Here is a 22,872-nt window from a genome sequence, read left to right as displayed (position 1 = left end):
TTGGGAGTGTCAGCCCGGGGACCGGTCAAGTGGTGTGACCACCAGGAGGTCATCCCTGAGCTGGATCTGCACCGGGGCTTTCCAGCCGCGTTCCTGCAGATCTTCCGAGATTTTATAGTGGCCGGCAATGGACACAAGCTCTGCCTCCAGCGACTGGCAGAACACCCGTGCGCTTTCCTGGCCATGGACGCCCGCGAGCGCTCTGCCGCGCAACGGGCCATATACATGAATGTTACCTGCCGCCAGTACTTCGGCGCCAGCCTGAACTGGTGCGAGGATAATTAAATCCCCTTCAGGCGCATAGACCTGCTGGCCGGAACGCACCGGCTGGGAAACGATTCGGGCCGCTGCCGGGGTGGCTGGGGCGCTTTCGGTGGCATGTTCCGGTGTGGTTTCAGCGGGCGCCCCGGCCTCCGGGGCTGCTTCCGGAGAAGTCGGTCTGTCCTGGCGCCCTCCACTGGGCAGTATCGCTATGGCGGCATGTCGGGCCAGTCGGCGCTGGTCGTCATCACCACCCCGTACGCCCACTACGTGGATGCTGTGACGACGGCAAATGCCCAGCAGCTTGAAGAAGTCCAGCTCGGCGGTGGGGCCTTCGTAGTGGTCTAGGCTGATAATGATGGGAATGTCCCGGAAGAAGCCAGGTGCCTGGCGGATCTTCTCCCGCAGGGCGGCTTCGAAGGAGTCCTCATCGAAGTACGCCAGTTCGAGGGCGGTGAGGGAAACCGTGGTGCCCTTGAGCTGGAAGGCGGGCCGGTCATTGGCCTGCAGCGCGTCGGTCATGCTTGCGTGTCCTGGATTGTAGAAGTGGTCGTGGGCCTCAGGGCCGGGCCATCGAAAACGATACCGGACCAACCGGTGGTCATGAACTGGCGAATATTGCCATGGCTGCTCCCTGCGGGATCGGCGAGAACATCGCGGTAGTGGCGGCCGAACAAGGCCAGGGCCTGCGCCTCGTTCAGGTTGCTGAACTGGGCCAGGGCGAAGACCTTGCAGGAACCCTCGTTCTCTCCGGCGGCATTGTACAGCGGACCGTTGCGGAAGCCAGTGGGGGAGTAGTCGAAATGCCGTGCAACCAGGGCCAGGGTGTCTTCGAAATCCGAGTGGCCGGCGTCCAGGGAGGCGAGGTGTATGCGGACGGCCTCGTTAATGTTCATTCCCCGTGGTCTCCGCTGTGGGACTGTTTGGGGCCCTGCTGGTACTTGGCTTTCCAGGTATCGTAGGGCATACCATAGATATGCTCCCGCGCCTCGGCATCGGTCAGGGTGACGCCGCGTTGCTCGGCCTCGGCCCGCATCCACTTTGACAGGCAGTTGCGGCAAAAGCCGGCAAGGTTCATCAGGTCGATGTTCTGGACCCCGGTATGGCTCTGCAGATGGCTGACCAGCCGGCGGAAGGCCGCCGCTTCGATTTCGGTGCGGGTCTGGCCGGAGAATTCATCGTTCATGGTTTCAGGTTCCTGTGCCGCGATTGGCCGGTAAATGTCTGACATTCTCGGCAACAGCGCGTAAGATACAAGGCTGTACGTTTATACAGAGGCTGCCGTAACCTGGTGCGCAAGATCATCCACATCGACTGCGACTGTTTCTACGCCGCCGTGGAAATGCGGGACGATCCCTCGTTGCGGGATGTTCCCATTGCCGTGGGTGGTCAGAGCGGCCGTGGGGTGGTGACCACCTGTAATTACCGCGCCCGGGCTTTTGGAGTGCGCTCGGCCATGCCCGGGGGCGAGGCCCGCCGATTGTGCCCGGACCTGGTCATGGTGCCCCTGGATATGCCGCGCTACCGGGAGGTTTCCCGCCAGGTCATGGCCGTTTTCCGGGAGCTGACCGATCTGGTGGAACCGCTGTCACTGGATGAAGCTTTCCTGGATGTCAGCGAGGTGGAAGCCTTCCAGGGCAGTGCCACCCTGATGGCCCGTCATATTCGCGAGCAGGTGAAGGCACGTGTCGGTATTACCGTGTCGGCCGGCGTGGCACCGAACAAGTTCCTGGCCAAGATTGCCAGTGACTGGAACAAGCCCGACGGCCTGTTCGTGATCACACCGGAACAGGTGGATGACTTTGTAAAGGCCCTGCCGGTGGAAAAACTGTCAGGCGTCGGGCCAGTCACCGCCAGCAAGCTGAATGACAGGGGCCTCCAGACCTGCGGTGACCTTCGCGAAGCCGGCGAGGCGGAACTGGTGCGCCTGTTCGGCAAGCAGGGCCTTCGCCTGTGGCACATGGCCCATGGCCGTGACGACCGCCCGGTGGTGGTGACTCGGGTGGCCAAGTCGGTCAGTGTCGAGCGCACCTTTTCCCGGGACCTGCCCGGCAAGGAGGCCTGCCAGCAGGTGATGACCGCCCTGGTGGACGACCTGCACCGCCGCCTGGAGCGCAAGGGTAGCCACAAGCCGTTGCACAAGCTGTTCATCAAGATCCGCTACAGTGATTTTTCAACCCATACCCTGGAGCGGGTGCGGGAACCGGGGCCAGGCGCCATGCCGGTGGCCGGGGAATTCCTGCCCCTGCTGGATGAGCTGGTTACCGACGAACAAAGGCCCGTTCGCCTGTTGGGCGTGGGGGTGAGGTTCCGGGAAGACAGCGCGCCAGTCACCCAGTTACGTCTGTTTGAATAGCACCTGTAAACACAACCTCAGGGATTCGCGGTCGTGGCGAACAATGCCAGCAGCGGTTCTGCGCCGAATGACACCCAGAGAATACCCATAACGCCTCCGATCATGGTCCCGGCGAGCACGTCACTGGGATAGTGCAGCCCGAGCACAACCCGGGATGCCGCCACTGCCAGGGTAAAGGGCAAGACTGCGAGCGCCAGTACGGGCAGCGTCAGCGCGAGCACACTGGTGAAGCAGACCGCATGCAGGGTGTGGCCGGAGGGAAAGCTGTAACGATCCAGGGGCGGTGTGCCACAGTGGATCACCGGGAAGGAAATAAACGGACGCTCTCGCACCAGGGTTCGTTTCAGGTACTTGTAGGTCAGGGTGCAGGCAAGCCCGGCGCCGGTCATCAGCAAGGCAATGGCCAGTCCGTCTTCAGGGTAGATCAGCGGCAGGGCGAGGATCAGCGCGTACCACAGCCAGCCGTCGCCCAGCCGGCTGACTACCTTGAACAGCATGGTGACCGGCCGGAAGCGCAGGCTGCGGTTGATCATCCGGCAGAAGGCAAACTCTGCCTGGTCTACCTGGTCAAAGAATCGGGATACCCGGGGTGACGGCATGGCACCGGTCCCTCCTGTTCAGGGTAAGTGTGAGTTGTTCGAACTGTTCCACCTGGCTGCCCCAGTCCAGGTCCAGCGCATCCAGGCGGGCCTGCTGGCGAATGCTGCCCAGCAAGGTGTTTTGCTGCGCGAGGGTCAGGGCGTGCTCCACGAAGGCTTCGTCGTCATCCAGTGGGGCGACCATGCCGTTTTCCTCGTGGCGAATATGTTCGCTGGCCGCTGCATCGTCGAAGGCTACTACCGCGAGCCCGCTGGCCATGGCCTCGGTAACCACATTGCCGAAAGTATCCGTTTTGCTGGGGAACAGGAACAGGTCGCCGGAGGCATAGTGCCGGGCCAGGTCTTCTCCCTCGCGGATACCGCTGAACAGATAGTCCGGGTGCTTTTCCTGCAACCGTCTACGCTGGGGGCCGTCGCCCACCAGGATGAACCTGGCCTTCGGATGCAGAACGCGAATGCGCTCGAAACAGGATACGGCTAACTGAAGGTTCTTCTCGGAAGCCAGCCGGCCCACATAGAGAATCGCCCGGTCCTGGGGTTGCAGGCCCCACTCTGCACGCAACGCCGGGTCCCTTTTGCTGGGGGCGAACAGCTGGCAGTCAACACCGCGGCTCCACAGGCCCACAGGGTGGATGCCCATGGCCTGCACCCGCGTGGCCATGGCCCGGGTTGGCACCAGGGTCAGGGCGGTGCGGTTGTGAAACCAGCGCCCATAGCGTTCCAGCAGGCGTGACAGAAAGCCTGCATGGTAATGGCGGCTGTAGCTGTGAAAGTTGGTGTGGAAGCCGGAACAGACTGAAATGCCCAGGGCCCGTGCGGCTGAAACCGCCATCACGCCAAGGGGCCCCTGGGTTGCCACATAGACCAGGTCAGGGCGCCGCTTCTGCCAGAGCGTAAGCAGGTGCCGCCGGCGTGTAAGCCCGAACTGCAGGTTCGCATAGCCGGGCAGTGGTATCCCGGTCACCCGCACCAGGTCATGGTGCAGTGGGATACCATGATCCGAAGGTCCGTCATCCTTGCCCGTGTCCCCGGCCTGGGCCGGTCGCACCACCTGTACCTCATGGCCCCGTGCATACAGCCCCCGACAAAGGTGTTTCAGGGTATTGGCCACGCCATTGATCTCCGGGGTAAAGGTCTCCGAGACGATGGTGATCCGGCGAGGGGAGGGCTGACTACTGGCTGTGTTCATTAGGAGGCCTTGCTGGATGATTCGGGTGGTTGCGGTTAACCTCTTGGTCCATTAACGAGACAACTGACTGGTTTTCCATGTACCCACTATGGAAATGAAATATGACAGTCATACTTCAGTGTTGTGACATTCCCTTGAAACCCGCGCCAGGGCTGACCCGGGCGTGCACAATGCCAACAAGCAAGCCGTAGGAGGAAGGATGGAAAAGCGAAGACTGGGCCGTACCGACCTGGATGTAAGCCTGATCTGCCTGGGCACCATGACCTGGGGGCAGCAGAACACCGAGCAGGAAGCCTTCGAACAACTGGATTACGCCACCGGTGAGGGCATCAACTTCATCGATGCAGCGGAGATGTATCCGGTGCCTCCGCGGGCAGAAACCCAGGGCCTGACCGAGCAGTACCTGGGTAACTGGCTGGCCCGGCGGGGGCGCCGGGATGACCTGGTGATCGCGTCCAAGGTGGCTGGCCCCGGCAACGGCCTTACCTACCTTCGTAACGGCCCGCGCCTGACCCGGGACCATATCCGGCAGGCCTGCGAGGCAAGCCTCGAACGGCTGCAGACCGACTATATCGATCTGTACCAGGTGCACTGGCCGGACCGGAACACCAACTTTTTTGGCAAGCTGGGTTATCGCCACCGTGAGAATGAGGAGTTTACGCCCATCGAGGAAACCCTGGGTGCACTGCATGAGCTGGTCCAGGAAGGCAAGATTCGCCATATCGGCCTGTCCAACGAAACGCCCTGGGGCACCATGAAGTACCTGCAGCTGGCGGAGCAGCACGGCTGGCCCCGCCCAGTGTCTGTCCAGAATCCCTACAACCTGCTGAACCGGACCTTCGAGCTGGGGCTGGCGGAAGTGGCTCACCGCGAAGACGTGGGCCTGCTGGCCTATTCGCCGCTGGCGTTCGGCATGCTGACCGGAAAGTACCTGGACGGCCAACGGCCAGAGAACAGCCGCATAACCCTGTTCGAACGCTTCGTTCGCTATCAGGGTGAGCATGCCGAAGAGGCCATCCGTGCCTATTGCGAGCTGGCGAAGGCCCATGGCCTGACACCCGCCCACCTGGCCCTGGCCTGGGTCAATAGTCGCCGGTTCGTAACCAGCAATATTATCGGCGCCACGACCATGGAGCAGTTACGGGAGAACATCGACTCGGTCAATGTTACCCTCAGTGATGAAGTACTGAAGTCACTGGAAGAACTCCACAAGGCGTTCACCTACCCCTGTCCGTAGATCGACCTCCGTCGGTCGGACTGTGCCGCCGGAACCAGGTCCTCCAGGACCTGGTTCCGGCGTGGTTACATTTTGTTACGCGGGACCACAAACCGTTTCAGAAATGCCTCGGTAGCTGTGCTTCCGGTCACAGAGTTTGCTGTTCAAACGTTTAGACTTTCGTCATAATTGTTAAATCCATTTCACACCCGATATTGCAGGCAGACGCTCCATGATTCTTCGCCTATTCGTAGCCCTTTTGATTCTGAACACGGTGGCATTTGTCGTGCGTGCAGAAGCGGGTGAACGAGAGGCCTTGCCTACCGAGATTTATACCGGTAATCCGTCGGAAATCCAGGATCGCATGTCCGGAGACTTTATCTACGACGACGAAGATGCGTTGCTTGACCTGGGCTCACGACTGCTCAGCTGGCGTATTTCTGCAGCTGAAAGCGTCCAGGGACGTCGCTATGCCTCGGCTTCTGCGAAGCCGGACCATTCGGTGGCGCTGATAAACGAAGGTGCAGCACTCAACCTTCGCTGGACCTTCTGAGCGCACCTTTTCTCCCAGTCCATTTACTGAATTGTCAGCCCCCGGGCGACGTGGGATGATTCTCCCATTGTTCACAGCTCAGGGAGGCGTCGTCGATCCATGTCGGAAATACCGGAAGGCATCAGGGCAACCACGGCTGAGGCCTGCGTAGACGCGGTAATCGAACGTGTTGGCAAGCGCATAGTGCTGGGCCTCCCCCTGGGGCTCGGTAAGGCGGTCAGGCTGGTCAATACCCTCTATGACCGGGCCAGGCAGGACCCGTCCATCGATCTTCACATTGTGACCGCCATTTCGCTGCTGGCCCCGAAGGGCAGTTCCGCACTTGAGCGGGGCTTTCTCGACCCGTTTGTAAAACGCCTCTATGGTGAAGTGCCGGAGCTGCACTATGCCAGGGACGTGATGGACCAGAAGTTGCCGGCAAACGTGAAAGTGTCGGAGTTTTTCTTCAAGGCCGGCAGCTTCCTCGACAATACCGACCAGCAGCGAAACTACGTCTGCACCAACTACACCCATGCGGTCCGGGACCTCCTGGCCCAGGGCATAAACGTCGTGTTCCAGATGGTAGCGCCGCCCGGAGAAACCGGAGGTCCGGTGAGCCTGAGCTGTAACCCCGACCTGACCCTGGACCTGTTGCCCCGGTTGCGACAACAGCAGGCCGCCGGCCAGAAGGTAGCCGTAGTGGGTGAGGTCAATCGCAACCTTCCCTGGCTGGGGCACCATGCAGCCGTTCCCGTAACCGATTTTGACCTGCTGCTGGACCAGCCGGACACAGATCACCCCCTGTTCCCGGTGCCCCAGCAATCCATCAGTCCCGCTGACCACCTTATCGGCTTCTACGCCAGTACCCTGCTGAAGGATGGCGGTACCCTGCAGGTGGGCATAGGCTCACTGGGTGCGGCGGTGGTGTACAGTGCCATTCTCCGTCACCGCCATAACGAGCAGTGGATGGCATTTTATGACCGGCTACGGATAGCTTCCCGCTTTCCGTTTGTTACCAGTGAGGGGGACACGGGGCCGTTTCGCGACGGCCTGTATGGCTGCAGTGAAATGATGGTGGACGGGTTTCTCCACCTGATGAAGGCGGGTGTCCTCAAACGCCAGGTCTACGAAGACCTGGAGACCCAGGAGCGGGCCAATCGTGGTGAGCCCGTGTCGGACGCCGGGGTGGTCATGCACGGCGGTTTCTACCTTGGCCCGGAGGATTTCTATCAGCAACTGCGTGAGCTGGACCAGCAACACCGGGCCAGGATCTCCATGACCAGTGTGAATTTCATCAACGATCTCTATGATCACCGGTTCGGCAGTCAGCAGTTGAAGGCCGCCCAGCGGCGCCACGCCCGCTTTATCAACTCGGCAATGATGCACACCCTGTCCGGCGCTGCGGTTTCCGATGGGCTTGGCGATGGCCGGGTCGTCAGCGGGGTGGGTGGTCAATACAACTTCGTTGCCATGGCCCACGAACTTCCTGGCGCCCGTTCAGTCATCACTTTGCGCAGTACCCGCTCCAGTGGTGGCCAGACGCTGTCCAATATCGTGTTCGGCTATGGCCACTGCACGATTCCCCGCCACCTGCGTGACCTGGTGATAACCGAGTACGGCCTGGCAGACCTGAGGGGCAAGCCGGATGAGGAAGTTTACCTGGGCCTGATACGCATTGCCGACGCCCGGTTTCAGCCGGACCTGCTCCGGCAGGCCAAGGCAGCGGGTAAGGTGCGCAGGGATTTCGAGTTGCCGGCTTCCTGGCGTGACAACACACCGGACCATGTCCGCGAAGCCCTGTCATCCGTTGGTGATGGCGACGCTTTCCCGGCCTTCCCGTTTGGCTGTGACTTCACCGAAGAAGAGCTGGTGCTGGCGAAGGCGCTGCAGTCGCTCAAGTCGGCAACGGCGGATACCCGTGGTAAGCTGCGCACCTTCGCGCGGGCTGCCAGCGTGGATACCCGGCGGGCCGAGCTGAAACCCTGGTTCGAACGCATGGGCCTGGCTGCGGGCCGGGGTCCGAAGGTGCAACTCAACCGTCGCCTGCTGGCCGTTGCCCTGGAGCAGGCCGGCGCCCTTAATTCATCCGGAGAAGCCGTCAACTGATGCAACGTCCATTGATCTACACGGTCCATTACCGTCTCAAGAATCGCGCTGGTGAAGTAGTGGACACCTCCGAAGGTGGTGAGCCCCTGACTTTCCTTGATGGCGCCAGCCACGTTATCGAAGGAATCCAGAAGGCCGTTCGGGGCAGGGGCCCCGGCGATTGCCTGGAGGTCACCGTTCCCCCTGAGCTGGCCTATGGAGAGCATAACCCGGATCTAGTGCGCAAGGTGCCTCGGTCGGCGTTCGAGGGGGTGGAAAACCTCCAGGTGGGCATGAAGTTCCAGACCAACACCGGTGAAGATGCCCAGGTGGTACAGGTGGTCGTTATCGACGGCAACCTGATCCACGTTGACGCCAACCACCCGCTGGCGGGCTTCACGCTCTATTTTGACCTGGAGATCATTTCCGTCCGGGAAGCGACGGACGACGAGGTGGCCGCCGGGCAACCGCTGATTCCCGGTACCTGATGGCTCCGCCGCAGGCCGTCGAGGATCACCGCGCGTACCTGGTCGCTCAGCTCCCTTGCGCTGACGCTGGCTGCTGGCGTCAGGGCAGGGTGCCAGGTTACCCGCACTTCCGGGGCCGGGGCTGACAGCAGCCGCAGCAGGTGATGGTGGAACTCGTCGTCACCGATAAAGGGCGCGATATGGCAGGGCTCACCCTCTCGCAGGTAGGCGATGGACACCGGCACCACCGGCACCTCGGCGGCCGCCGCCGCGCCAATCAGGCGAGGAAAGAAGGGAAGCACCGTCAGGCCGGCCGAGGTGGTGCCTTCCGGAAAGACCAGTACGGATTGTCCTGCCTGCAGCGTGCGGGTGATGTCCTCACGTCGCTGGGCGGCCTCTCCGCTGCCGCGGCGGATAAACAGCGTGCCCGCCTGCCTTGCCAGCCAGCCTACCAGTGGCCACTTTGCCACTTCTGCCTTTGACAGAAAGCGTATTTCCATCAGCCCGCCCAGAACCGGGATATCGGTCCAGGAAATGTGATTGCTCAGGAGCAGCGCCGGGCCCGGGGGTGGTGAGCCTGCTTCACTGATACGAATACCCAGGCAGCGGCAGCAGGCCAGGAAGCATACCCTGGCCACGGGTGAACGGCTGTGGGGACGGCCGGTCACCCGGTCCACCAGCAGGAGCAGCAAGGCAATGGTGGTGGTGACTCCCAGCACCGCAAGCAGAAAGGCCAGTCTGACCAGCAGGCGAACTACCGCCATTATTGTCTCCGTCGATTCCCCGCTCAGGCCCCTCCCGGTGCCTGCCGCATGAAATGGCGGCTGTAGCGTGCGGAGAGGTCTCTTACTTCCAGCAATACCAGCATATCCGCGCAGCGGAATTCAGGGTCCCAGCAGGGTTCCCCGCAGACCCGGGCGCCCAGGCGCATGTAGGTGCGTATCAGCGCGGGTATTTCCACCGGTCGCTCCGGGTTTGACCGGGTCAGGTGGGGCAGCGCTCGCCGAGGCCATACCCGGTCGCCTTCCGCAGAAAGATACCGGTCCTGGAGGTGGCGGGCAATACGCCAGGCCTTGAGTCCGCCGTCAGACATGCTGATGCTTGCACAACCTATCACCCGGTCAATGTGATGTTCCATCAGCCACACGGCAAGTGCGGACCAGAGCACTCCGATGGTAGCGCCGTTACGGTAGGCCGGGTGTACACAGGTTCGTCCGAGTTCGGCCACCCGTCCCGGCCGGGACAGGAGGCGGCCCAGGTCAAATTCATTCTCTGAGTAGAAGCCACCGGTTTCGGGGCAGTGGTCCTGCCTCAGGATACGGGTGGTAGCGACCAGCTCTCCGGTGGTCCCATCAGTGACCATGAGATGGTCACACCAGTGGTCAAACTCGTCGGCGTCGAGGCCTGGTGTCTCCGCGCCGAGGTCTGAGCCATATTCGGCAGAGAAAACCTCGTAACGTAGGCGCTGGGCCAGGGTGACCTGGGCCGGGTCACGGGTGACGCAGGTGTGAAGTCGTCGGGGCAAATCAGCACGGGCGGTTAATGCGGTCATCGGGCGCTCTCTGGTTGTCCGTTCATGGACAGGCTATGGAGGCGCTATGACAGGTCAGTGACCTGTCAGTGACGAGTTTGTGACGATGTTGGTCCCTGAAGTGCGGGAGGTTGTGGCAGAAGGCTGCAGCGGTGCTATCTTTTGTGACGGAAGGTTACATCGCGTGGCATCATGTATTCTTCGCATCAGTATGTATAATCATTGTTACATGAACCGGCCAGGCGGCTGAGATTGCTCATAACGGTGATCTGTGTCCGGAATGCTGGTCAGAGAACAAAGCAAGGGTGCACCCGCAGTCGGGGCGCTCTCTGACGGATAACAACACAAAGCAGAGATGGATGGCGTGGAACAGACAAACGAAGGCTGGCGAATCCTGATAGTCGAGGACGACGAACGTCTGGCAGACCTTACCCGCGAATACCTTGAAAGTAATGGGCTTTTGGTCAGCCACGAGAATCATGGCGGCAATGCAGTTGATCGTATCCGCAATGAGCGTCCGGACCTGGTGGTTCTCGACCTGATGCTGCCGGGGGAGGACGGCTTATCCATCTGCCGCCGGGTGCGTCCGTTCTATGATGGACCTATCATCATGCTGACTGCCCGTAGTGACGACCTCGACCAGGTAGTTGGCCTGGAGATGGGTGCGGATGACTATGTTGCCAAGCCCGTCAAGCCACGGGTGTTGCTGGCTCGCATCCGCGCCTTGCTACGCCGGGCTGCCAGCCCGACGGGGCCGGCGGAAGGGGAAGTGCCGGCAACCGGGTCAGAGGACGAGCCGGTGCGGCTTCAGTTCAGTGACCTGGTGGTCGATCGCTCCATGCGCGAGGCCTGGCTCAATAACGAAAGTATTGACCTCACCAGCGCCGAATTTGACCTGCTCTGGTTGCTGGCGCGCAGCGCGGGTCGGGTACTCAGCCGGGAGGAGATCTTCACCGCTTTGCGGGGTATCGAGTACGATGGGCAAGATCGGTCCATTGACGTTCGGGTGTCACGTATCCGCCCCAAGATTGGCGATGATCCGGTGCACCCTCGTCGTATCAAGACTGTACGCAGTAAAGGCTACCTGTTCGTAAGGGAAGCCTGACCCAGTACCGGGCGGCGCCGTGGTGTTCGGCGCTGCCCAAGCCAGGCTGACCCATGCCCGTGACCTTTTCCCTCAAATTGTTCACACGCCTCGCCGGGCTGGCGGTGCTGATTGCGCTGAGCTGTTCCGTTGTTGCCTGGGGACTATCCTCCGTACGCCACCAGGCGTGGCAGGAACAGCTCGCTGCACCCCTGATGGACTGGCTGGCCACAACCCCAACCCCCCGGCAACAGTACCACTGGCTTCCCGGGCTTTATGATTTCAATATCCGCCGGGTAGGCGAGCTCGACCTGGATGCTGTCGCACAGGAGCGGCTGGGCTATGGCCAGACCCTGGTGGTGTCGGATCAGGTGGGGGCCCGGTTACTGGTGGCCCGGCCGGCGGGGGGCGTACTGTCCCTGAGGTTCCGCAACCTTTACCAGGATCTGGCTGAGGCGACGGCACTGGTCCTCCTGTGGCATATGAACGAGGTGCCCCCGGGGAAAGGCCGGGACTCCCTTTCAGGCTCGCTGGCAGAGGCGCTGGGGGTACGGCTGACATCACTGTCACATGTTGACCAGTTGCCGGCACCTGAGGTGCTGGACCGCGCCTGGGAGCGCAATATCGCCTGGTACGGCGACCAGGGGCAGGGCCGGGTACTGATGCGCCTTGCTGACGGCGCCCTGGTGCGCATGGATATGCCGCCCGGATTTCGCACCCTGTCCTGGCCAGTGCTGTTGTTGCTGGTCGGGTTGGCGGCCTTGGTGTTGCTTATTGCTGTGCGACTGCTGATGCGTGACCTTGAGCGCAACCTTCGCTCTGTGGAGTCTGTCGCGGTGCGTATTGCCCGGGGGGACCTGGAAGCACGGGTGGAGCCGGGACAGGGCAATCTGGTGTCCCGCCTGGCACGCTCCTTCAATGGCATGGCCGAGCAAATCCAGCGACTGGTAGAGGTCCAGCGGGAGATGATCCACGCGGTGTCCCATGAGCTGCGTACCCCCGTGGCTCGTATCCGGTTCGGTGTGCAGATGATTGAAAGCGCCCGGGACGAGCAGGCCCTGCAGCGACAGCTGGACGGAATTGACAATGACATCCAGGAACTGGACGAGCTGATCGACGAAATCCTCACCTATGCCCGCCTGGAACAGGGCGGGCCGGTGTTCAGCCTGCGGCCGGCCAGTGTCACAGACCTTGTCCGCCAGGTGATCGAAGAGCAGCAGGTGCTGCATCCGGCGGTGACCATTGATGCCGTCATCACGGAGCAGTCTGAGCTGTTTGCCGAAAGCGATGTCGAGCCGCGATATCTTCACCGGGCCATTCAGAACCTGGTGGGCAACGCCTGCCGCTATGCTGCCGGACGGGTGCGGGTGAGCTGTTCCCTCGATGATGAAAACTGCCGGGTGGACGTAGAGGACGACGGTCCCGGCATACCCGAGCAGGAATGGGAAAAGGTTTTCAGTGCCTTTGCACGCCTGGACGACAGTCGTACCCGCAATTCCGGGGGGTATGGTCTGGGGCTGTCCATAGTCCGGAGGATCCTGTTCTGGCACGGCGGCCAGTCCTTTGTGGGCCGGAGTGACGAACTCGGGGGTGCCCGTTTCAGCCTGGTCTGGCCCCGTCGTCAGTAATGACGGCCAGGGCGCTCAGTGCAGGCGCCCGGGGAGTGTCAGGTGCGCTCAAAGGCGATCAGGTGGTCAGCTTCGACCCGCACTGGCACATGCTCGCCGAGGCGGAAATCCAGGTGGCTGCGAAACAGCGCCTCGAACTCGGTATCCTCGGACATATGGAACCGGTACAGGGTGGAGGTGCCAGCAAAGGTTTTCTCTATGACACGGGGCTGCAGGTCAGAGGTTTCGTCATAGACGATATCGTCCGGGCGAATCAGGACTTCCAGCAGGGTGCCCGGTTGCCAGCGATAAGCCCGGTTGCCCACCAGGTGCCCCAGCTCTGAATCAATGGTATCCGGGCCAGTCGCGCGTCCGGGAATAAACGCCCCCTGGCCGATAAAGCCGGCGACAAAACGGTTGGCTGGTTCGTGGTACAGGTTGTAGGGCACATCCCATTGCTGCACCTGCCCGTCCTTGAGTACGGCCACCTGGTCACACATGGCGAAGGCTTCCTGCTGGTCGTGGGTGACCAGGAGGGCGCTGATGCCCAGGTCTTTTAGGATGTCCCGCACATCCAGGCTCAGACGCCGGCGCAAGTCCGCATCCAGGTTGGAGAAAGGTTCGTCCAGCAGGATCAGGGTAGGCTCGGGTGCCAGTGCCCTGGCCAGTGCAACCCGCTGTTGCTGGCCGCCAGAAAGCTGGTGGGGATACTGGTCCGCCAGGTCCTGCAGGTGTACCAGCTGCAGCAGCTCCATGACCTTGGCATGTTTTTCATCCCGCTTCATTCCCTTGAGGCCGAAGCCGACATTCTCACTGATGGTCAGGTGAGGGAACAGCGCGTAGTCCTGGAAAACCATGCCAATACGGCGCTTTTCCGGCGGCGTGGTCCGCCCTGGCAGGCTGATGGCCTGGCCGTTGAGGCGGATTTCGCCCTCACTGACGGGAAGGAAGCCGGCGAGGGCGCGCAGGATGGTACTTTTTCCACAGCCACTGGGGCCAAGGAGGCAGCCGATGTCACCATGGCCGAGGGCAAAGTTCACGCCTGATACCACATTCCCCACACCGTATCCGCAACCAAGCGCCTTGACGTCCAGGAGCCAGGTGTCTGAGGTGAGGTTGTGTGGTGGCATGGACAATGCTCCGGTGGACTGTGGTAGTAAGTGGCTTGCCCGGATTACTGCTCCAACCGGCCAAGGATGAGGAACTCCAGCAAGGCCTTCTGGGCATGGAGCCGGTTCTCGGCCTCATCCCATACGACGGAACCGGGGTGGTCCATCATGTCGTCGGAAATTTCCTCACCCCGGTGAGCGGGCAGGCAATGCATGAACAGCGCATCGGGGGTTGCCAGCTCCATCAGCTCGGCATTGACCTGGTAGGGGGCGAAGACCTTGCTGCGAGCGTCGGCCTCTTCTTCCTGGCCCATGGAGGCCCAGACATCGGTAACGATCAGGTTGCTGCCCCGGGCCGCCTCGCGGGGGTCTTCGAACACGCTGACGCAGTCGGCATTGTCACTGAGCAGTCCGGCGTCCGGCGCATAACCTTCCGGGCAGGCAACGTTGAGCTGGAATCCGAACATCCGGGCAGCGTTGATGTAGGAGTTGCACATGTTGTTGCCATCGCCGACCCAGGTCACCGTCGCTCCGGTGATGTCACCCCGGTGTTCCCGGTAGGTCTGCATGTCAGCCAGCAGCTGGCAGGGGTGAAAGTCATCGGTCAGGGCGTTGATGACCGGCACCCGGGAGACGTTGGCGAAGCGATCCACGGTTTCATGGGCAAAGGTGCGGATCATCACCGCATCCACCATGCTGGAGATCACCTTCGCGGAGTCCTCGATCGGTTCGCCGCGACCCAGTTGGGTGTCCCGCGGAGAAAGGAACATGGCGCTGCCGCCGAGCTGGGCCATGCCCGCCTCGAAGGACACCCGGGTGCGGGTAGATGACTTCTCGAAGATCATCGCGAGTACCCGGTTTGCCAGGGTGCTGCGAACCTTGCCGGCCTGCCAATCCCGGCGCAGGAAGCTGGCATGGTCCAGCAGTTGGTTCAGCTCATCGATGTTGAGGTCATTGAGAGTGAGAAAGTGTCTTACAGCCATGGCGATGCCCGTTGTCGTTTTCCGGCCCGCAGCAAATAGAAAACCTGCCAGAATGCGGTTCCCGCACCGGCTGCATGGCCATAATCAAGGAACCCCCGGGAAAGACCTGGCAACAGGTGTCAGGGCTTTCCGAGGGGCTCCCCTTGTTCCCTGCGGGAAAAATAATCCCCGGGGGACGAAAAAAGCAAGTCTATAGGGTTCCCGGAGGGATGACAATTGACGGAGGACCATTGGTGAAGCAAGTCATGGATACCTGAGTATGTTGGTCGGAATTGGGGATGGCGTGTACAATAAACCCCAGATCAATCCCATGCGTGAGGTGATATTGTGGATATCAATGAGCAGATCAAGAGCCAGTTGGACGAGAACCCGGTCATCCTGTACATGAAAGGCACGCCACAGGCTCCTCAGTGCGGCTTTTCAGCCCGCACTGTTCAGGCCGTCATGGCATGCGGCGAACGGTTCGCGTTCGTAAATATCCTGGACAACCAGGAACTGCGTGAAGGCCTCAAGGCTTACTCCAGCTGGCCAACCTATCCCCAACTCTACATCAACGGCGAGCTCGTTGGTGGATGTGACATCGTTCTTGAACTCTCCGAGAGCGGCGAGCTGACGGATATGATCAAGTCCGCTGCCAAGCAGCAGGAAGCCTGACCGGCGGGCAGGATCCGGAACAAAAAAAGCGCCTCGAGGGGCGCTTTTTTTTGGATTCTGTAAAGGGAGGTCAGGCCTGGTTTCGCAAACTGCCCACGACGGCGTCGAGTGCGCGGTCAATGAGGGCACCCTGTTCGAGAATGGTGAGGCGACCGCGGTGCATCTCCTGGGCCAGGTCGATACGGGTCTTTTCGATGACCTTCAGGCCCATGCGATTGACGAATACGAAGCAGTCCGCCTCATCAATAATGGCGGAGAGCTTGCAGCGGAAGCTGGAGCCATTCACAAGGCGGAACTCCACCCACTGCCCGATGTTAATGGTATCGATCGTCGGCAGGTACTCGGCAATGCCCGCGTCCAGCGGTTCTTCGGGGTCCTCGGGAACGGGCTGTTCGACGGGGGCCGGATCATCTGTTTCGCGGGCTTCGGCCAGGGCGAGGTTACGGAACGCCTCGGTGAGCTCGTGTTTGAGTTTCGCCATCATGTCGTCAAGGCGTGAGGAGTTATAGGATACCTCCTCCAGCCCGGCGCGCAGCGCTTTCAGCAGTCGTGGCACCACCCGGACCCACTGGTCCCGCTCGTCGTCATCCAGGTGAGGGTGCAGGCACCACACCAGGTCATCTACTACCCGTACCGACTGATCCCAGCGGTGCTCCACGTCATCCCGAAGATACGCCAGGAACATAACGCGGCTCCAGCCATTCATCAGGATATCGTGAATGGCCGGCGGGACCGGGCGCCTGGCGAGTTTCTCGCGGAGAACCTGGTCCACCGTCTCCTGGGCTTTCTGGGACTTGATGCGCCCCCGCTCGGATTCCCGGGTGCGCTGTTCAACCAGAGAAGCCTTGCGGTTTTCCCGGGTCAGGAACTGGTCGAACTCCTCTCCCAGCACTTCGAACAGGGAGATGTCACCGTCAAACTCGTCCAGGATTCGCGCCACGATGTCATGAATCCGGTCGTACAGTTTGTCCCGGGACTTTTCGTCGGCGTTGCTCCAGCCGATACCGGCCCGGGCCAGGGAATTGAGTAGCTTGCGAGCGGGGTGGTTGGCCCGGCTGAAGAAGGACTTGTCCTTGATGACGACTTTCAGGATCGGGATCTGTAACCGGCTGATCAGCACCTGGATCGGCGCTGACAGGTTGTAGTCATCCAGGATGAAGTCGAAAAGCATGGACACGAGGTTGATCAGGTCCTCGTCCATCTCCTGCAGGGCGGGCTGCTTGCCATCATCTGTCTCTCGGCCCTGGAGGATATGTTCGATCAGGTCCCTCAGGTCCACGGTGACCGGTTCACCGGCGCTCAGGTTGTTCGGGGCTTCACCCTGGATGGGGGCGCTGGTGGAGGCCTGCGAAAGCATCTGCAGCAGTTCGGCACCGCCAACGATATGGATTTCTGTATGTCCATGGCCGCTGCCATAGTGGCTGGCACTGTAACTGCGGTGGCCCCGCTGTTCTGCCAGAAGCTGGCGAATCTGCTGGAACAGGGCATCATCTTCCGGCGCCTGGTAATTGCCGGCGGAGTCGGCTGCCTCTTCACGGTGCCCGGTCGGCTGGCTGGCGCTGCTTGCGGTTTGCTGGTCCTGCCGGGTCTTGCCCTGATAACGGAAGTTGGGCACCACCCCGGCCTGGACGAGGATGCGGTTGGCCTCGTCCATGAGCATACCCAGGTTGGCAATGACGTAGCGGTCAAACTGCTTGAGGACGATAAGCCGTTCACGGATCTGGATTTCGAAGGCGTCGGCGGCATTGGCAAACGCCCGGCAGATGTAGTCCGGCAACATGGGGTTGACCGGACGCTCCTCTGACGCCTTCGGGTAGATGACCGTGAAGCGGGTCTGCAGCTGCAGAAGGGGTCCCTGGAAGTAGGTCCGGGACTTGGAGATCATTGCGTTAAGGGCGACCTGCTCTTCGAGATCGTCGTCATGGATCAGCGAGAGGCTATCGGCAGAGGCTGAATCCTGTGGTGTCGGCTTTTCCTGGGCCTGCTGGTCTGCATCCGCAAGCGGAGGGTGGTCAAAAAGAGAGGCCACGGAGTGCTGGAACTGCTTTTCAACACCCTTGCGCTTGATGCGTATTTCACGCATCGCCTCAAAGTAACGATTCTGTTCGTTATTGCTGCGGGCATTGTTGGCAAGCTCGAACAGCGAGTCGTCCACGGCATCAAATGCGCCCTGCAGGAGGTCGCCCAGCCCTGCTACCACGGTATCCCTGATCCGGGATACTTCCGGGGGGGCGGAAACCGGCCCACCTGCACCAGGTCGGTCGTGCAGGTAATGTATGCCGGATTGTCTGTTCATGGCTAACTCCTGATGAGCCTCAACCGGATACGTTACCGAGCTTACTCTGAGATCGTTATTTATCTGCGTAATCTATCGCAAAATATACCGGGGTTACACGATTAATTATCAGTAACAATATAGCCATGCCCCAGAAAGCCACATCACCTGCTGTCTGAGTGAAGTCGTGGCACAGAAAAGGCCGGTCCTTCCGGGCCGGCCTTTTCTGTGCTGGCAGCGGTTAAAAACCGGGTTCAGCTGACGTATTGAGGCCCAACTCCCATGCTCCAGACCACCACACTGATGGCGAGCAGGCCCACAAACATCACCAGCCCGACTGTCAGTACCGACGAGGCAAACATGAAACCGCGCTCTTCCGGGATTTTCATCAGTATCGGCAAGCCTTCATACAGAAGGTAGACCGCGTAGGCGATGGCCGCAATGCCTACGGCCATGTTAACCCAGATGTTCGGGTACACGGCAATTACGCCGAGCAGGAAAATGGGCGTAGCGGTATAGGCCGCCAGGGTGATCCCCCGGGGCGTGCTTTCTTTCACATCATAGGTCGCAGCAAAGAAATCTATGAATTTGCCAATGATATAGATCCCGGCGAGCATCGCCAGGTAGGCGAGGGCGCAAAGCTGCAGTGCGCTGCCGGTTGTCAGCCGGATCACCTGGCTGCCGCCGATCTGCCAGCCGACCTGGGTGGTTCCGTAGAAGGCAGCTGCCGCTGGGATCAGCGCCAGTATGAAGATATGGCCAAAATAGAGCTTGGATACGGATTCGGATTCATTACGGATGGCTTCCCACTCTTCATCAGGGTGGGTCAGCAGACCTACAGTATGTGAAAGGCTCATGGACCTTCTCCTCTTATTGTTGTCGGGCAGCCTGCCGGGTTTGAGGCGGGCCTCAGTTCCGGCAGGTTGCAAGCGCGTCAATGTGTCGCACAGGGTCAGTTTTGGTTAGAGGGGCAGTAACGGTCAAGAACTCGTTTAAACCATGATCTTTTTAAAAAGTAATTAATAGAATAATTAAATCTATGCCTTCAGGAGCTTTGCTGACGAATAAAGGACTTTTTCCGCGGTGCCGGGTGCACGATGGCGGCCTTGACCACGTTGTCCTTGATTTGCAGGACCTCTGTGCGGTGGCCATGGATTACCAGGCAGACATTGGTTTCGGGAATGGACTCCAGGGTTTCTGTGATGAGGCCGTTAAGGGTCTTGGGGCCGTCGGTAGGCAGCTTCCAGTGGAGGTTCTTGTTGATGGTCCGTACTGCGGCGCTGCCATCAATGATAAAGGTACCGTCCTCCTGGGGGATAATGTCGGGACTGGTTTCGGAGTAGTCGGTAGTGAAGTCGCCGACGATCTCCTCGAGGATATCTTCCAGGGTGGCGATGCCCAGCACATCCCCGTATTCGTCCACCACAATGCCGAAGCGGCGCCTGGCTTTCTGGAAATTGATCAGCTGGGTATTGAGCGGCGTGCTTTCCGGAATAAAGTAGGGCTCCCGTGACAGCTGCATCAGCATGGCCTTGTTGACGTTCTCCTGCATTAGCAGGCGGGAGACATTGCGAAGGTGTAGCACCCCCTGGATGTTATTGATATCCCCCTTATAGATTGGCAGGCGGGTGTGCTGGCTGGTGCGTAACTGGCGCAGGATGTCGTCGATACCATCTTCCAGGTCGACGCCGACAATTTCGTTCCTGGGCACAATGATGTCGTTAACCGTGACCTTTTCCAGGTCCAGGATACTGACCAGCATATCCTTGTGCTTGGAGGGGATCAGCGCGCCGGATTCGTTCACCAGCGTACGCAACTCCTCACGGGAAAGGTGGTCCGAACTGGCGTCTTCCGCCGACACCCGTAGCAGGCGGAGAATGGCGGAGGTGAACAGATTGACCGCCCACACCACGGGGTAGAGGAGTTTCAGCAGCGGGCCGAGGACATGGCTGGCGGGGAAGGCAATTTTTTCCGGAAACAGCGCTGCCAGGGTCTTGGGTGTCACCTCGGCAAAAATCAGGATGACAATGGTCAGGGCCACGGTGGCCACGGCAATGCCGGCATCGCCCCAAAGCCGGATGGCAATGACGGTGGCAATCGACGAGGCAAAGATATTCACAAAGTTGTTGCCGATCAGGATGACGCCGATCAGCTGGTCGGTGCGCTGCAGCAGGCCCTGGGCGCGACGGGCACCCTTGTGGCCGGTCTTGGCCATGTGCTTCAGGCGGTACCGGTTGAGGGACATCATCCCGGTTTCTGAGCTGGAGAAAAACGCCGAAAGAACGATCAGTCCGGCGAGCAGGATGAACAGCGCCGTAAGCGATGCCTCGTTCAAGAGGGGGGTCCTTGTATTGCGTATGAAGGGGAAAAATAGGGTTCGGCAGCCCGGGTGTCAACCTGCCCGGTGGAACACCAGTTCCAGTACGAACTTGCTGCCGTAATACGCCAGGGCCAGCAGGGCGCAGCCCACCAGGGTCCACCGGCTGGCGGTTATGCCGCGCCAGCCCTGGGTCTGCCGGCCGATCAGCAGGGCCGAGAACACTGCCAGGGAAATCAGCGAGAACACCGTCTTGTGGGCCAGGTCCTGGGCAAACAGGTCGCTGACAAAGAGGGCGCCGGTGACGATGGCCAGTACCAGCAGGATTACGCCGGCCCAGACCAGTTCAAAGAGTATCGACTCCATGGTTTGCAGGGGCGGCAGGTTTCGTACCAGGGGGCTGTTGTAGTTGTGCTTGAGCTGACGGTTCTGGAAGTAGAGCAGTAATGCCTGCCCCGCAGACAGTGCAAACAGGCTGTAGGCGGTGACCGAGAGAGCGATGTGCGACAGGATGCCCCAGTCGTCCCGCTGGATAAAACGGGGTGGTGCGTGGGTCAGCAGCGCGAAGACCACGGTAAGGCACGCCAGGGGATAGACTCCCAGGAAGAGGCTGTCCAGGGGTTTGCGCAGGTTCATGAAGAGCAGTAACGCGATCATCAGCCAGGAGATCAGCAGCGAGCTCTGGAAGAAACCGAGATTCAGGGCGCCTTCCTGGAACAGGGTGCGCCATACCAGCAGGCCGTGGGCCACCAGGCCAAGGATGCCGATGATGGTGTGTACATGCTTGCTTACGCTGATCCGGCCCCTGAAGGTCAGTGCCTGCAGGGCGGTGCCAATGCTATAGAGGAACAGGGTGGTTACAGCGAGAATCAGCGTTCCCATGGCATTCCTGGTTGGTGGTTATGTGATAGGGTCCGGGCTTTCGGGTTTCGGCATACCGAAATGACCGGGCTGGTCGTTTCAGCGCGTTAGTCTGGTTATAATGTCGTGATTGTGCAACCGGAATCAACCGGTTTGCGTGCGGCGTCATGTCCCGGCACAGCGACGGAATTGACCGGTCATCCGTGACCGGTAAACAGGGCGCTGCCGTTTCAGCGATTCATTCTCAGGGCTACGGATACCACCATGTTTGAGAACCTGACAGACCGACTCTCCGGGAGTCTCAGGAAAATTTCCGGCCAGGCCAGGCTGACCGATGACAATATAAAGGAAACCCTGCGTGAAGTTCGCATGGCCCTGCTGGAGGCCGATGTGGCCCTGCCAGTGGTCAAGTCCTTTGTAGAAGGGGTTCGCCAGCGGGCCCTGGGCCAGGAGGTCCAGCGCAGCCTGACGCCAGGCCAGGTATTTGTGAAAGTGGTCCAGCAGGAGCTGGAGCAGGTCATGGGGTCCGGCGATGAAAAACTGAACCTCGCCGTACGCCCGCCCGCTGTCATCATGATGGCTGGCCTGCAGGGTGCCGGTAAGACTACCACTGTGGCCAAGCTGGCGCGTCTGCTGAAGGAGCGTGAGAAAAAGTCCGTAATGGTGGTCAGCGCCGACGTATACCGGCCGGCCGCTATCCGCCAGCTGGAAACCCTTGCTGGCGAAGTCGGTGTTGAGTTCTTCCCGAGTTCCGCGGACCAGGACCCGGTCGCCATAGCGGAAGGCGCCATTGATAGCGCCCGCAAGAAGCATGTGGACGTGGTCATCCTGGATACCGCCGGCCGGCTCCACGTTGATGAACAGATGATGGGGGAGATCGGTCGCCTCCACAAGGCCGTCGACCCGGCGGAAACCCTGTTTGTGGTCGATGCCATGACCGGCCAGGACGCGGCCAATACCGCCAAGGCCTTCAGTGATGCGCTGCCGCTGACCGGTGTGGTGCTCACCAAGACCGATGGTGATGCCCGTGGTGGTGCCGCGCTGTCTGTACGCCATATTACCGGCAAGCCCATCAAGTTCATGGGGGTGGGTGAGAAGTCGGATGCCCTGGAGCCTTTCCATCCGGACCGGGTGGCGTCGCGAATCCTTGGTATGGGGGACGTGCTTTCCCTGATCGAGGAGGCCGAGCGCAAGCTGGACAAGCAGAAGGCCGACAAACTCACTAAAAAGATCAAGAAGGGCAAGGGCTTTGATCTCGAGGACTTCCGCGACCAGCTCCAGCAAATGAAGAATATGGGCGGCATGGCCGGTCTGCTGGACAAGCTGCCCGGTATGGGGCAGATGGCTCAGATGGCGCAGAGTCAGGTGAACGACAAGACCTTCGGTCAGATGGAGGCCATCATCTGCTCCATGACGCCGAAAGAGCGCCGTTACCCCGATTCCATCAATAACTCCCGCAAGCGTCGTATTGCGGCTGGTTCTGGTACCCAGATCCAGGATATCAACCGTTTGCTTAAGCAGCACAAGCAGATGCAGAAAATGATGAAGAAGTTCGGCAAGAAGGGCGGCATGCAGAATATGATGCGCGGAATGAAGGGCATGATGCCGCCCGGTGGTGGAGGTATGCCGCCATTTGGGCGTATGTAGAAATCGGGACGTGTTGCCTGTTTTCTTTACCGGGGAATTAGCATAGAATAGCGCCCCTTTCGAGTATGGGTCGACGTGTGGGTGCCAGCGCGCCTCGCA

The 22,872-nt window shown here is 60.5% G+C and carries 22 protein-coding genes; 9 read left to right on the top strand and 13 right to left on the bottom strand.

All coding sequences use genetic code 11. From position 1 onward, the window contains the following. Positions 1-9: 9 nt before the first annotated feature. The 3 genes from minC to MLC59_RS01695 are packed head-to-tail and all read right to left on the bottom strand — an operon-like array spanning position 10 to position 1,447. Positions 10-783 (bottom strand): septum site-determining protein MinC, encoded by a 774-nt coding sequence (gene minC, locus MLC59_RS01705; RefSeq protein WP_248230316.1) that lies wholly within the window; start codon positions 781-783, stop codon positions 10-12. Then, the gene (locus tag MLC59_RS01700) at positions 780-1,157 is read right to left on the bottom strand and encodes a HopJ type III effector protein (RefSeq protein WP_248230315.1); all 378 of its coding nucleotides are present in this window, start codon (positions 1,155-1,157) and stop codon (positions 780-782) included. The genes minC and MLC59_RS01700 overlap by 4 nt, the downstream gene beginning before the upstream one ends. Further along, the gene (locus tag MLC59_RS01695) at positions 1,154-1,447 is read right to left on the bottom strand and encodes a DUF1244 domain-containing protein (protein ID WP_248230314.1); all 294 of its coding nucleotides are present in this window, start codon (positions 1,445-1,447) and stop codon (positions 1,154-1,156) included. The genes MLC59_RS01700 and MLC59_RS01695 overlap by 4 nt, the downstream gene beginning before the upstream one ends. Before the next feature lie 105 nt (positions 1,448-1,552). Here MLC59_RS01695 and dinB point away from each other — a divergent pair, with 105 nt between their 5' ends. Continuing rightward, on the top strand, positions 1,553-2,617 hold the full coding sequence (gene dinB / locus MLC59_RS01690) for a DNA polymerase IV (RefSeq protein ID WP_345799740.1): 1,065 nt from the start codon (positions 1,553-1,555) through the stop codon (positions 2,615-2,617). Positions 2,618-2,634: 17 nt separating this feature from the next. On the opposite strand, the gene MLC59_RS01685 is transcribed toward dinB, so the two are convergent. Beyond that, positions 2,635-3,216: a phosphatase PAP2 family protein gene (locus MLC59_RS01685; RefSeq protein ID WP_248230313.1), complete on the bottom strand. Its 582-nt coding sequence runs from the start codon at positions 3,214-3,216 to the stop codon at positions 2,635-2,637. Further along, positions 3,185-4,405: a glycosyltransferase family 4 protein gene (locus tag MLC59_RS01680; RefSeq protein WP_248230312.1), complete on the bottom strand. Its 1,221-nt coding sequence runs from the start codon at positions 4,403-4,405 to the stop codon at positions 3,185-3,187. Before MLC59_RS01680 ends, MLC59_RS01685 begins: the two co-directional genes overlap by 32 nt. Positions 4,406-4,604: 199 nt before the next feature. On the opposite strand from MLC59_RS01680, the gene MLC59_RS01675 reads away from it, so the two are divergent. From MLC59_RS01675 to MLC59_RS01660, 4 genes are all read left to right on the top strand, one after another. Next, complete coding sequence (locus MLC59_RS01675; protein ID WP_248230310.1) at positions 4,605-5,642, top strand: NADP(H)-dependent aldo-keto reductase; 1,038 nt, start codon at positions 4,605-4,607, stop codon at positions 5,640-5,642. Between the two features lie 211 nt (positions 5,643-5,853). Beyond that, complete coding sequence (locus MLC59_RS01670; RefSeq protein ID WP_248230308.1) at positions 5,854-6,174, top strand: hypothetical protein; 321 nt, start codon at positions 5,854-5,856, stop codon at positions 6,172-6,174. A gap of 99 nt (positions 6,175-6,273) precedes the next feature. Then, on the top strand, positions 6,274-8,259 hold the full coding sequence (locus tag MLC59_RS01665) for an acetyl-CoA hydrolase/transferase C-terminal domain-containing protein (protein ID WP_248230307.1): 1,986 nt from the start codon (positions 6,274-6,276) through the stop codon (positions 8,257-8,259). Continuing rightward, complete coding sequence (locus MLC59_RS01660; protein WP_248230304.1) at positions 8,259-8,726, top strand: FKBP-type peptidyl-prolyl cis-trans isomerase; 468 nt, start codon at positions 8,259-8,261, stop codon at positions 8,724-8,726. The genes MLC59_RS01665 and MLC59_RS01660 overlap by 1 nt, the downstream gene beginning before the upstream one ends. Here MLC59_RS01660 and MLC59_RS01655 read toward each other — a convergent pair. Then, positions 8,642-9,469 (bottom strand): lysophospholipid acyltransferase family protein, encoded by an 828-nt coding sequence (locus MLC59_RS01655; RefSeq protein WP_248230303.1) that lies wholly within the window; start codon positions 9,467-9,469, stop codon positions 8,642-8,644. The genes MLC59_RS01660 and MLC59_RS01655 overlap by 85 nt on opposite strands. A 23-nt stretch (positions 9,470-9,492) precedes the next feature. Then, positions 9,493-10,257, bottom strand: a complete 765-nt coding sequence (locus MLC59_RS01650) for a GNAT family N-acetyltransferase (protein WP_248230302.1) — start codon at positions 10,255-10,257, stop codon at positions 9,493-9,495. Between the two features lie 334 nt (positions 10,258-10,591). Here MLC59_RS01650 and MLC59_RS01645 point away from each other — a divergent pair, with 334 nt between their 5' ends. Then, positions 10,592-11,341, top strand: coding sequence for a response regulator (locus tag MLC59_RS01645; RefSeq protein ID WP_248230301.1), 750 nt, complete (start codon positions 10,592-10,594; stop codon positions 11,339-11,341). A gap of 53 nt (positions 11,342-11,394) precedes the next feature. Further along, positions 11,395-12,948 carry an ATP-binding protein gene (locus tag MLC59_RS01640; RefSeq protein ID WP_248230300.1) on the top strand — a complete coding sequence of 518 codons (1,554 nt, stop codon included), beginning with the start codon at positions 11,395-11,397 and terminating at the stop codon, positions 12,946-12,948. A gap of 38 nt (positions 12,949-12,986) precedes the next feature. Here the strand turns inward: MLC59_RS01640 and MLC59_RS01635 are convergent, their stop codons facing one another. Together MLC59_RS01635 and argF are read right to left on the bottom strand one after the other, a co-directional pair. Further along, complete coding sequence (locus tag MLC59_RS01635; RefSeq protein WP_248230298.1) at positions 12,987-14,057, bottom strand: ABC transporter ATP-binding protein; 1,071 nt, start codon at positions 14,055-14,057, stop codon at positions 12,987-12,989. 44 nt (positions 14,058-14,101) lie between these two features. Further along, positions 14,102-15,019 (bottom strand): ornithine carbamoyltransferase, encoded by a 918-nt coding sequence (argF, locus tag MLC59_RS01630; RefSeq protein ID WP_248230297.1) that lies wholly within the window; start codon positions 15,017-15,019, stop codon positions 14,102-14,104. Between the two features lie 327 nt (positions 15,020-15,346). Between argF and grxD the strand changes: the two genes are divergently transcribed. Further along, positions 15,347-15,673 carry a Grx4 family monothiol glutaredoxin gene (gene grxD / locus MLC59_RS01625; protein WP_345799739.1) on the top strand — a complete coding sequence of 109 codons (327 nt, stop codon included), beginning with the start codon at positions 15,347-15,349 and terminating at the stop codon, positions 15,671-15,673. Positions 15,674-15,743: 70 nt separating this feature from the next. Here grxD and MLC59_RS01620 read toward each other — a convergent pair whose 3' ends face one another. The 4 genes from MLC59_RS01620 to MLC59_RS01605 all read right to left on the bottom strand — a co-directional run bounded on the left by MLC59_RS01620 (position 15,744) and on the right by MLC59_RS01605 (position 21,147). Then, positions 15,744-17,969 (bottom strand): DUF1631 domain-containing protein, encoded by a 2,226-nt coding sequence (locus tag MLC59_RS01620; protein ID WP_248230295.1) that lies wholly within the window; start codon positions 17,967-17,969, stop codon positions 15,744-15,746. 233 nt (positions 17,970-18,202) lie between these two features. Then, positions 18,203-18,805: a Yip1 family protein gene (locus MLC59_RS01615; protein ID WP_248230293.1), complete on the bottom strand. Its 603-nt coding sequence runs from the start codon at positions 18,803-18,805 to the stop codon at positions 18,203-18,205. A 188-nt stretch (positions 18,806-18,993) separates the two neighbouring features. After that, positions 18,994-20,283 carry an HlyC/CorC family transporter gene (locus MLC59_RS01610; RefSeq protein ID WP_248230292.1) on the bottom strand — a complete coding sequence of 430 codons (1,290 nt, stop codon included), beginning with the start codon at positions 20,281-20,283 and terminating at the stop codon, positions 18,994-18,996. Between the two features lie 57 nt (positions 20,284-20,340). Next, positions 20,341-21,147, bottom strand: a complete 807-nt coding sequence (locus tag MLC59_RS01605) for a cytochrome C assembly family protein (protein ID WP_248230290.1) — start codon at positions 21,145-21,147, stop codon at positions 20,341-20,343. Positions 21,148-21,390: 243 nt separating this feature from the next. Here MLC59_RS01605 and ffh point away from each other — a divergent pair, with 243 nt between their 5' ends. Further along, positions 21,391-22,773: a signal recognition particle protein gene (gene ffh, locus MLC59_RS01600; RefSeq protein WP_248230289.1), complete on the top strand. Its 1,383-nt coding sequence runs from the start codon at positions 21,391-21,393 to the stop codon at positions 22,771-22,773. Positions 22,774-22,872: the final 99 nt, after the last annotated feature.

It is taken from the genome of Marinobacter bryozoorum (genome assembly GCF_023156245.1).
GTDB lineage: Bacteria > Pseudomonadota > Gammaproteobacteria > Pseudomonadales > Oleiphilaceae > Marinobacter > Marinobacter bryozoorum.
This window is presented reverse-complemented; position numbering and strand designations above follow the sequence as displayed.

Excerpts from the sequence above, each read along its gene's own strand:
- minC (WP_248230316.1), bottom strand. The coding sequence starts at position 783 with ATGACCGACGCGCTGCAGGCCAATGACCGGCCCGCCTTCCAGCTCAAG.
- MLC59_RS01700 (WP_248230315.1), bottom strand. The coding sequence starts at position 1,157 with ATGAACATTAACGAGGCCGTCCGCATACACCTCGCCTCCCTGGACGCC.
- MLC59_RS01695 (WP_248230314.1), bottom strand. The coding sequence starts at position 1,447 with ATGAACGATGAATTCTCCGGCCAGACCCGCACCGAAATCGAAGCGGCG.
- MLC59_RS01685 (WP_248230313.1), bottom strand. The coding sequence starts at position 3,216 with ATGCCGTCACCCCGGGTATCCCGATTCTTTGACCAGGTAGACCAGGCA.
- MLC59_RS01680 (WP_248230312.1), bottom strand. The coding sequence starts at position 4,405 with ATGAACACAGCCAGTAGTCAGCCCTCCCCTCGCCGGATCACCATCGTC.
- MLC59_RS01675 (WP_248230310.1), top strand. The coding sequence starts at position 4,605 with ATGGAAAAGCGAAGACTGGGCCGTACCGACCTGGATGTAAGCCTGATC.
- MLC59_RS01670 (WP_248230308.1), top strand. The coding sequence starts at position 5,854 with ATGATTCTTCGCCTATTCGTAGCCCTTTTGATTCTGAACACGGTGGCA.
- MLC59_RS01665 (WP_248230307.1), top strand. The coding sequence starts at position 6,274 with ATGTCGGAAATACCGGAAGGCATCAGGGCAACCACGGCTGAGGCCTGC.
- MLC59_RS01660 (WP_248230304.1), top strand. The coding sequence starts at position 8,259 with ATGCAACGTCCATTGATCTACACGGTCCATTACCGTCTCAAGAATCGC.
- MLC59_RS01655 (WP_248230303.1), bottom strand. The coding sequence starts at position 9,469 with ATGGCGGTAGTTCGCCTGCTGGTCAGACTGGCCTTTCTGCTTGCGGTG.
- MLC59_RS01650 (WP_248230302.1), bottom strand. The coding sequence starts at position 10,257 with ATGACCGCATTAACCGCCCGTGCTGATTTGCCCCGACGACTTCACACC.
- MLC59_RS01645 (WP_248230301.1), top strand. The coding sequence starts at position 10,592 with ATGGATGGCGTGGAACAGACAAACGAAGGCTGGCGAATCCTGATAGTC.
- MLC59_RS01640 (WP_248230300.1), top strand. The coding sequence starts at position 11,395 with ATGCCCGTGACCTTTTCCCTCAAATTGTTCACACGCCTCGCCGGGCTG.
- MLC59_RS01635 (WP_248230298.1), bottom strand. The coding sequence starts at position 14,057 with ATGCCACCACACAACCTCACCTCAGACACCTGGCTCCTGGACGTCAAG.
- argF (WP_248230297.1), bottom strand. The coding sequence starts at position 15,019 with ATGGCTGTAAGACACTTTCTCACTCTCAATGACCTCAACATCGATGAG.
- MLC59_RS01620 (WP_248230295.1), bottom strand. The coding sequence starts at position 17,969 with ATGAACAGACAATCCGGCATACATTACCTGCACGACCGACCTGGTGCA.
- MLC59_RS01615 (WP_248230293.1), bottom strand. The coding sequence starts at position 18,805 with ATGAGCCTTTCACATACTGTAGGTCTGCTGACCCACCCTGATGAAGAG.
- MLC59_RS01605 (WP_248230290.1), bottom strand. The coding sequence starts at position 21,147 with ATGGGAACGCTGATTCTCGCTGTAACCACCCTGTTCCTCTATAGCATT.
- ffh (WP_248230289.1), top strand. The coding sequence starts at position 21,391 with ATGTTTGAGAACCTGACAGACCGACTCTCCGGGAGTCTCAGGAAAATT.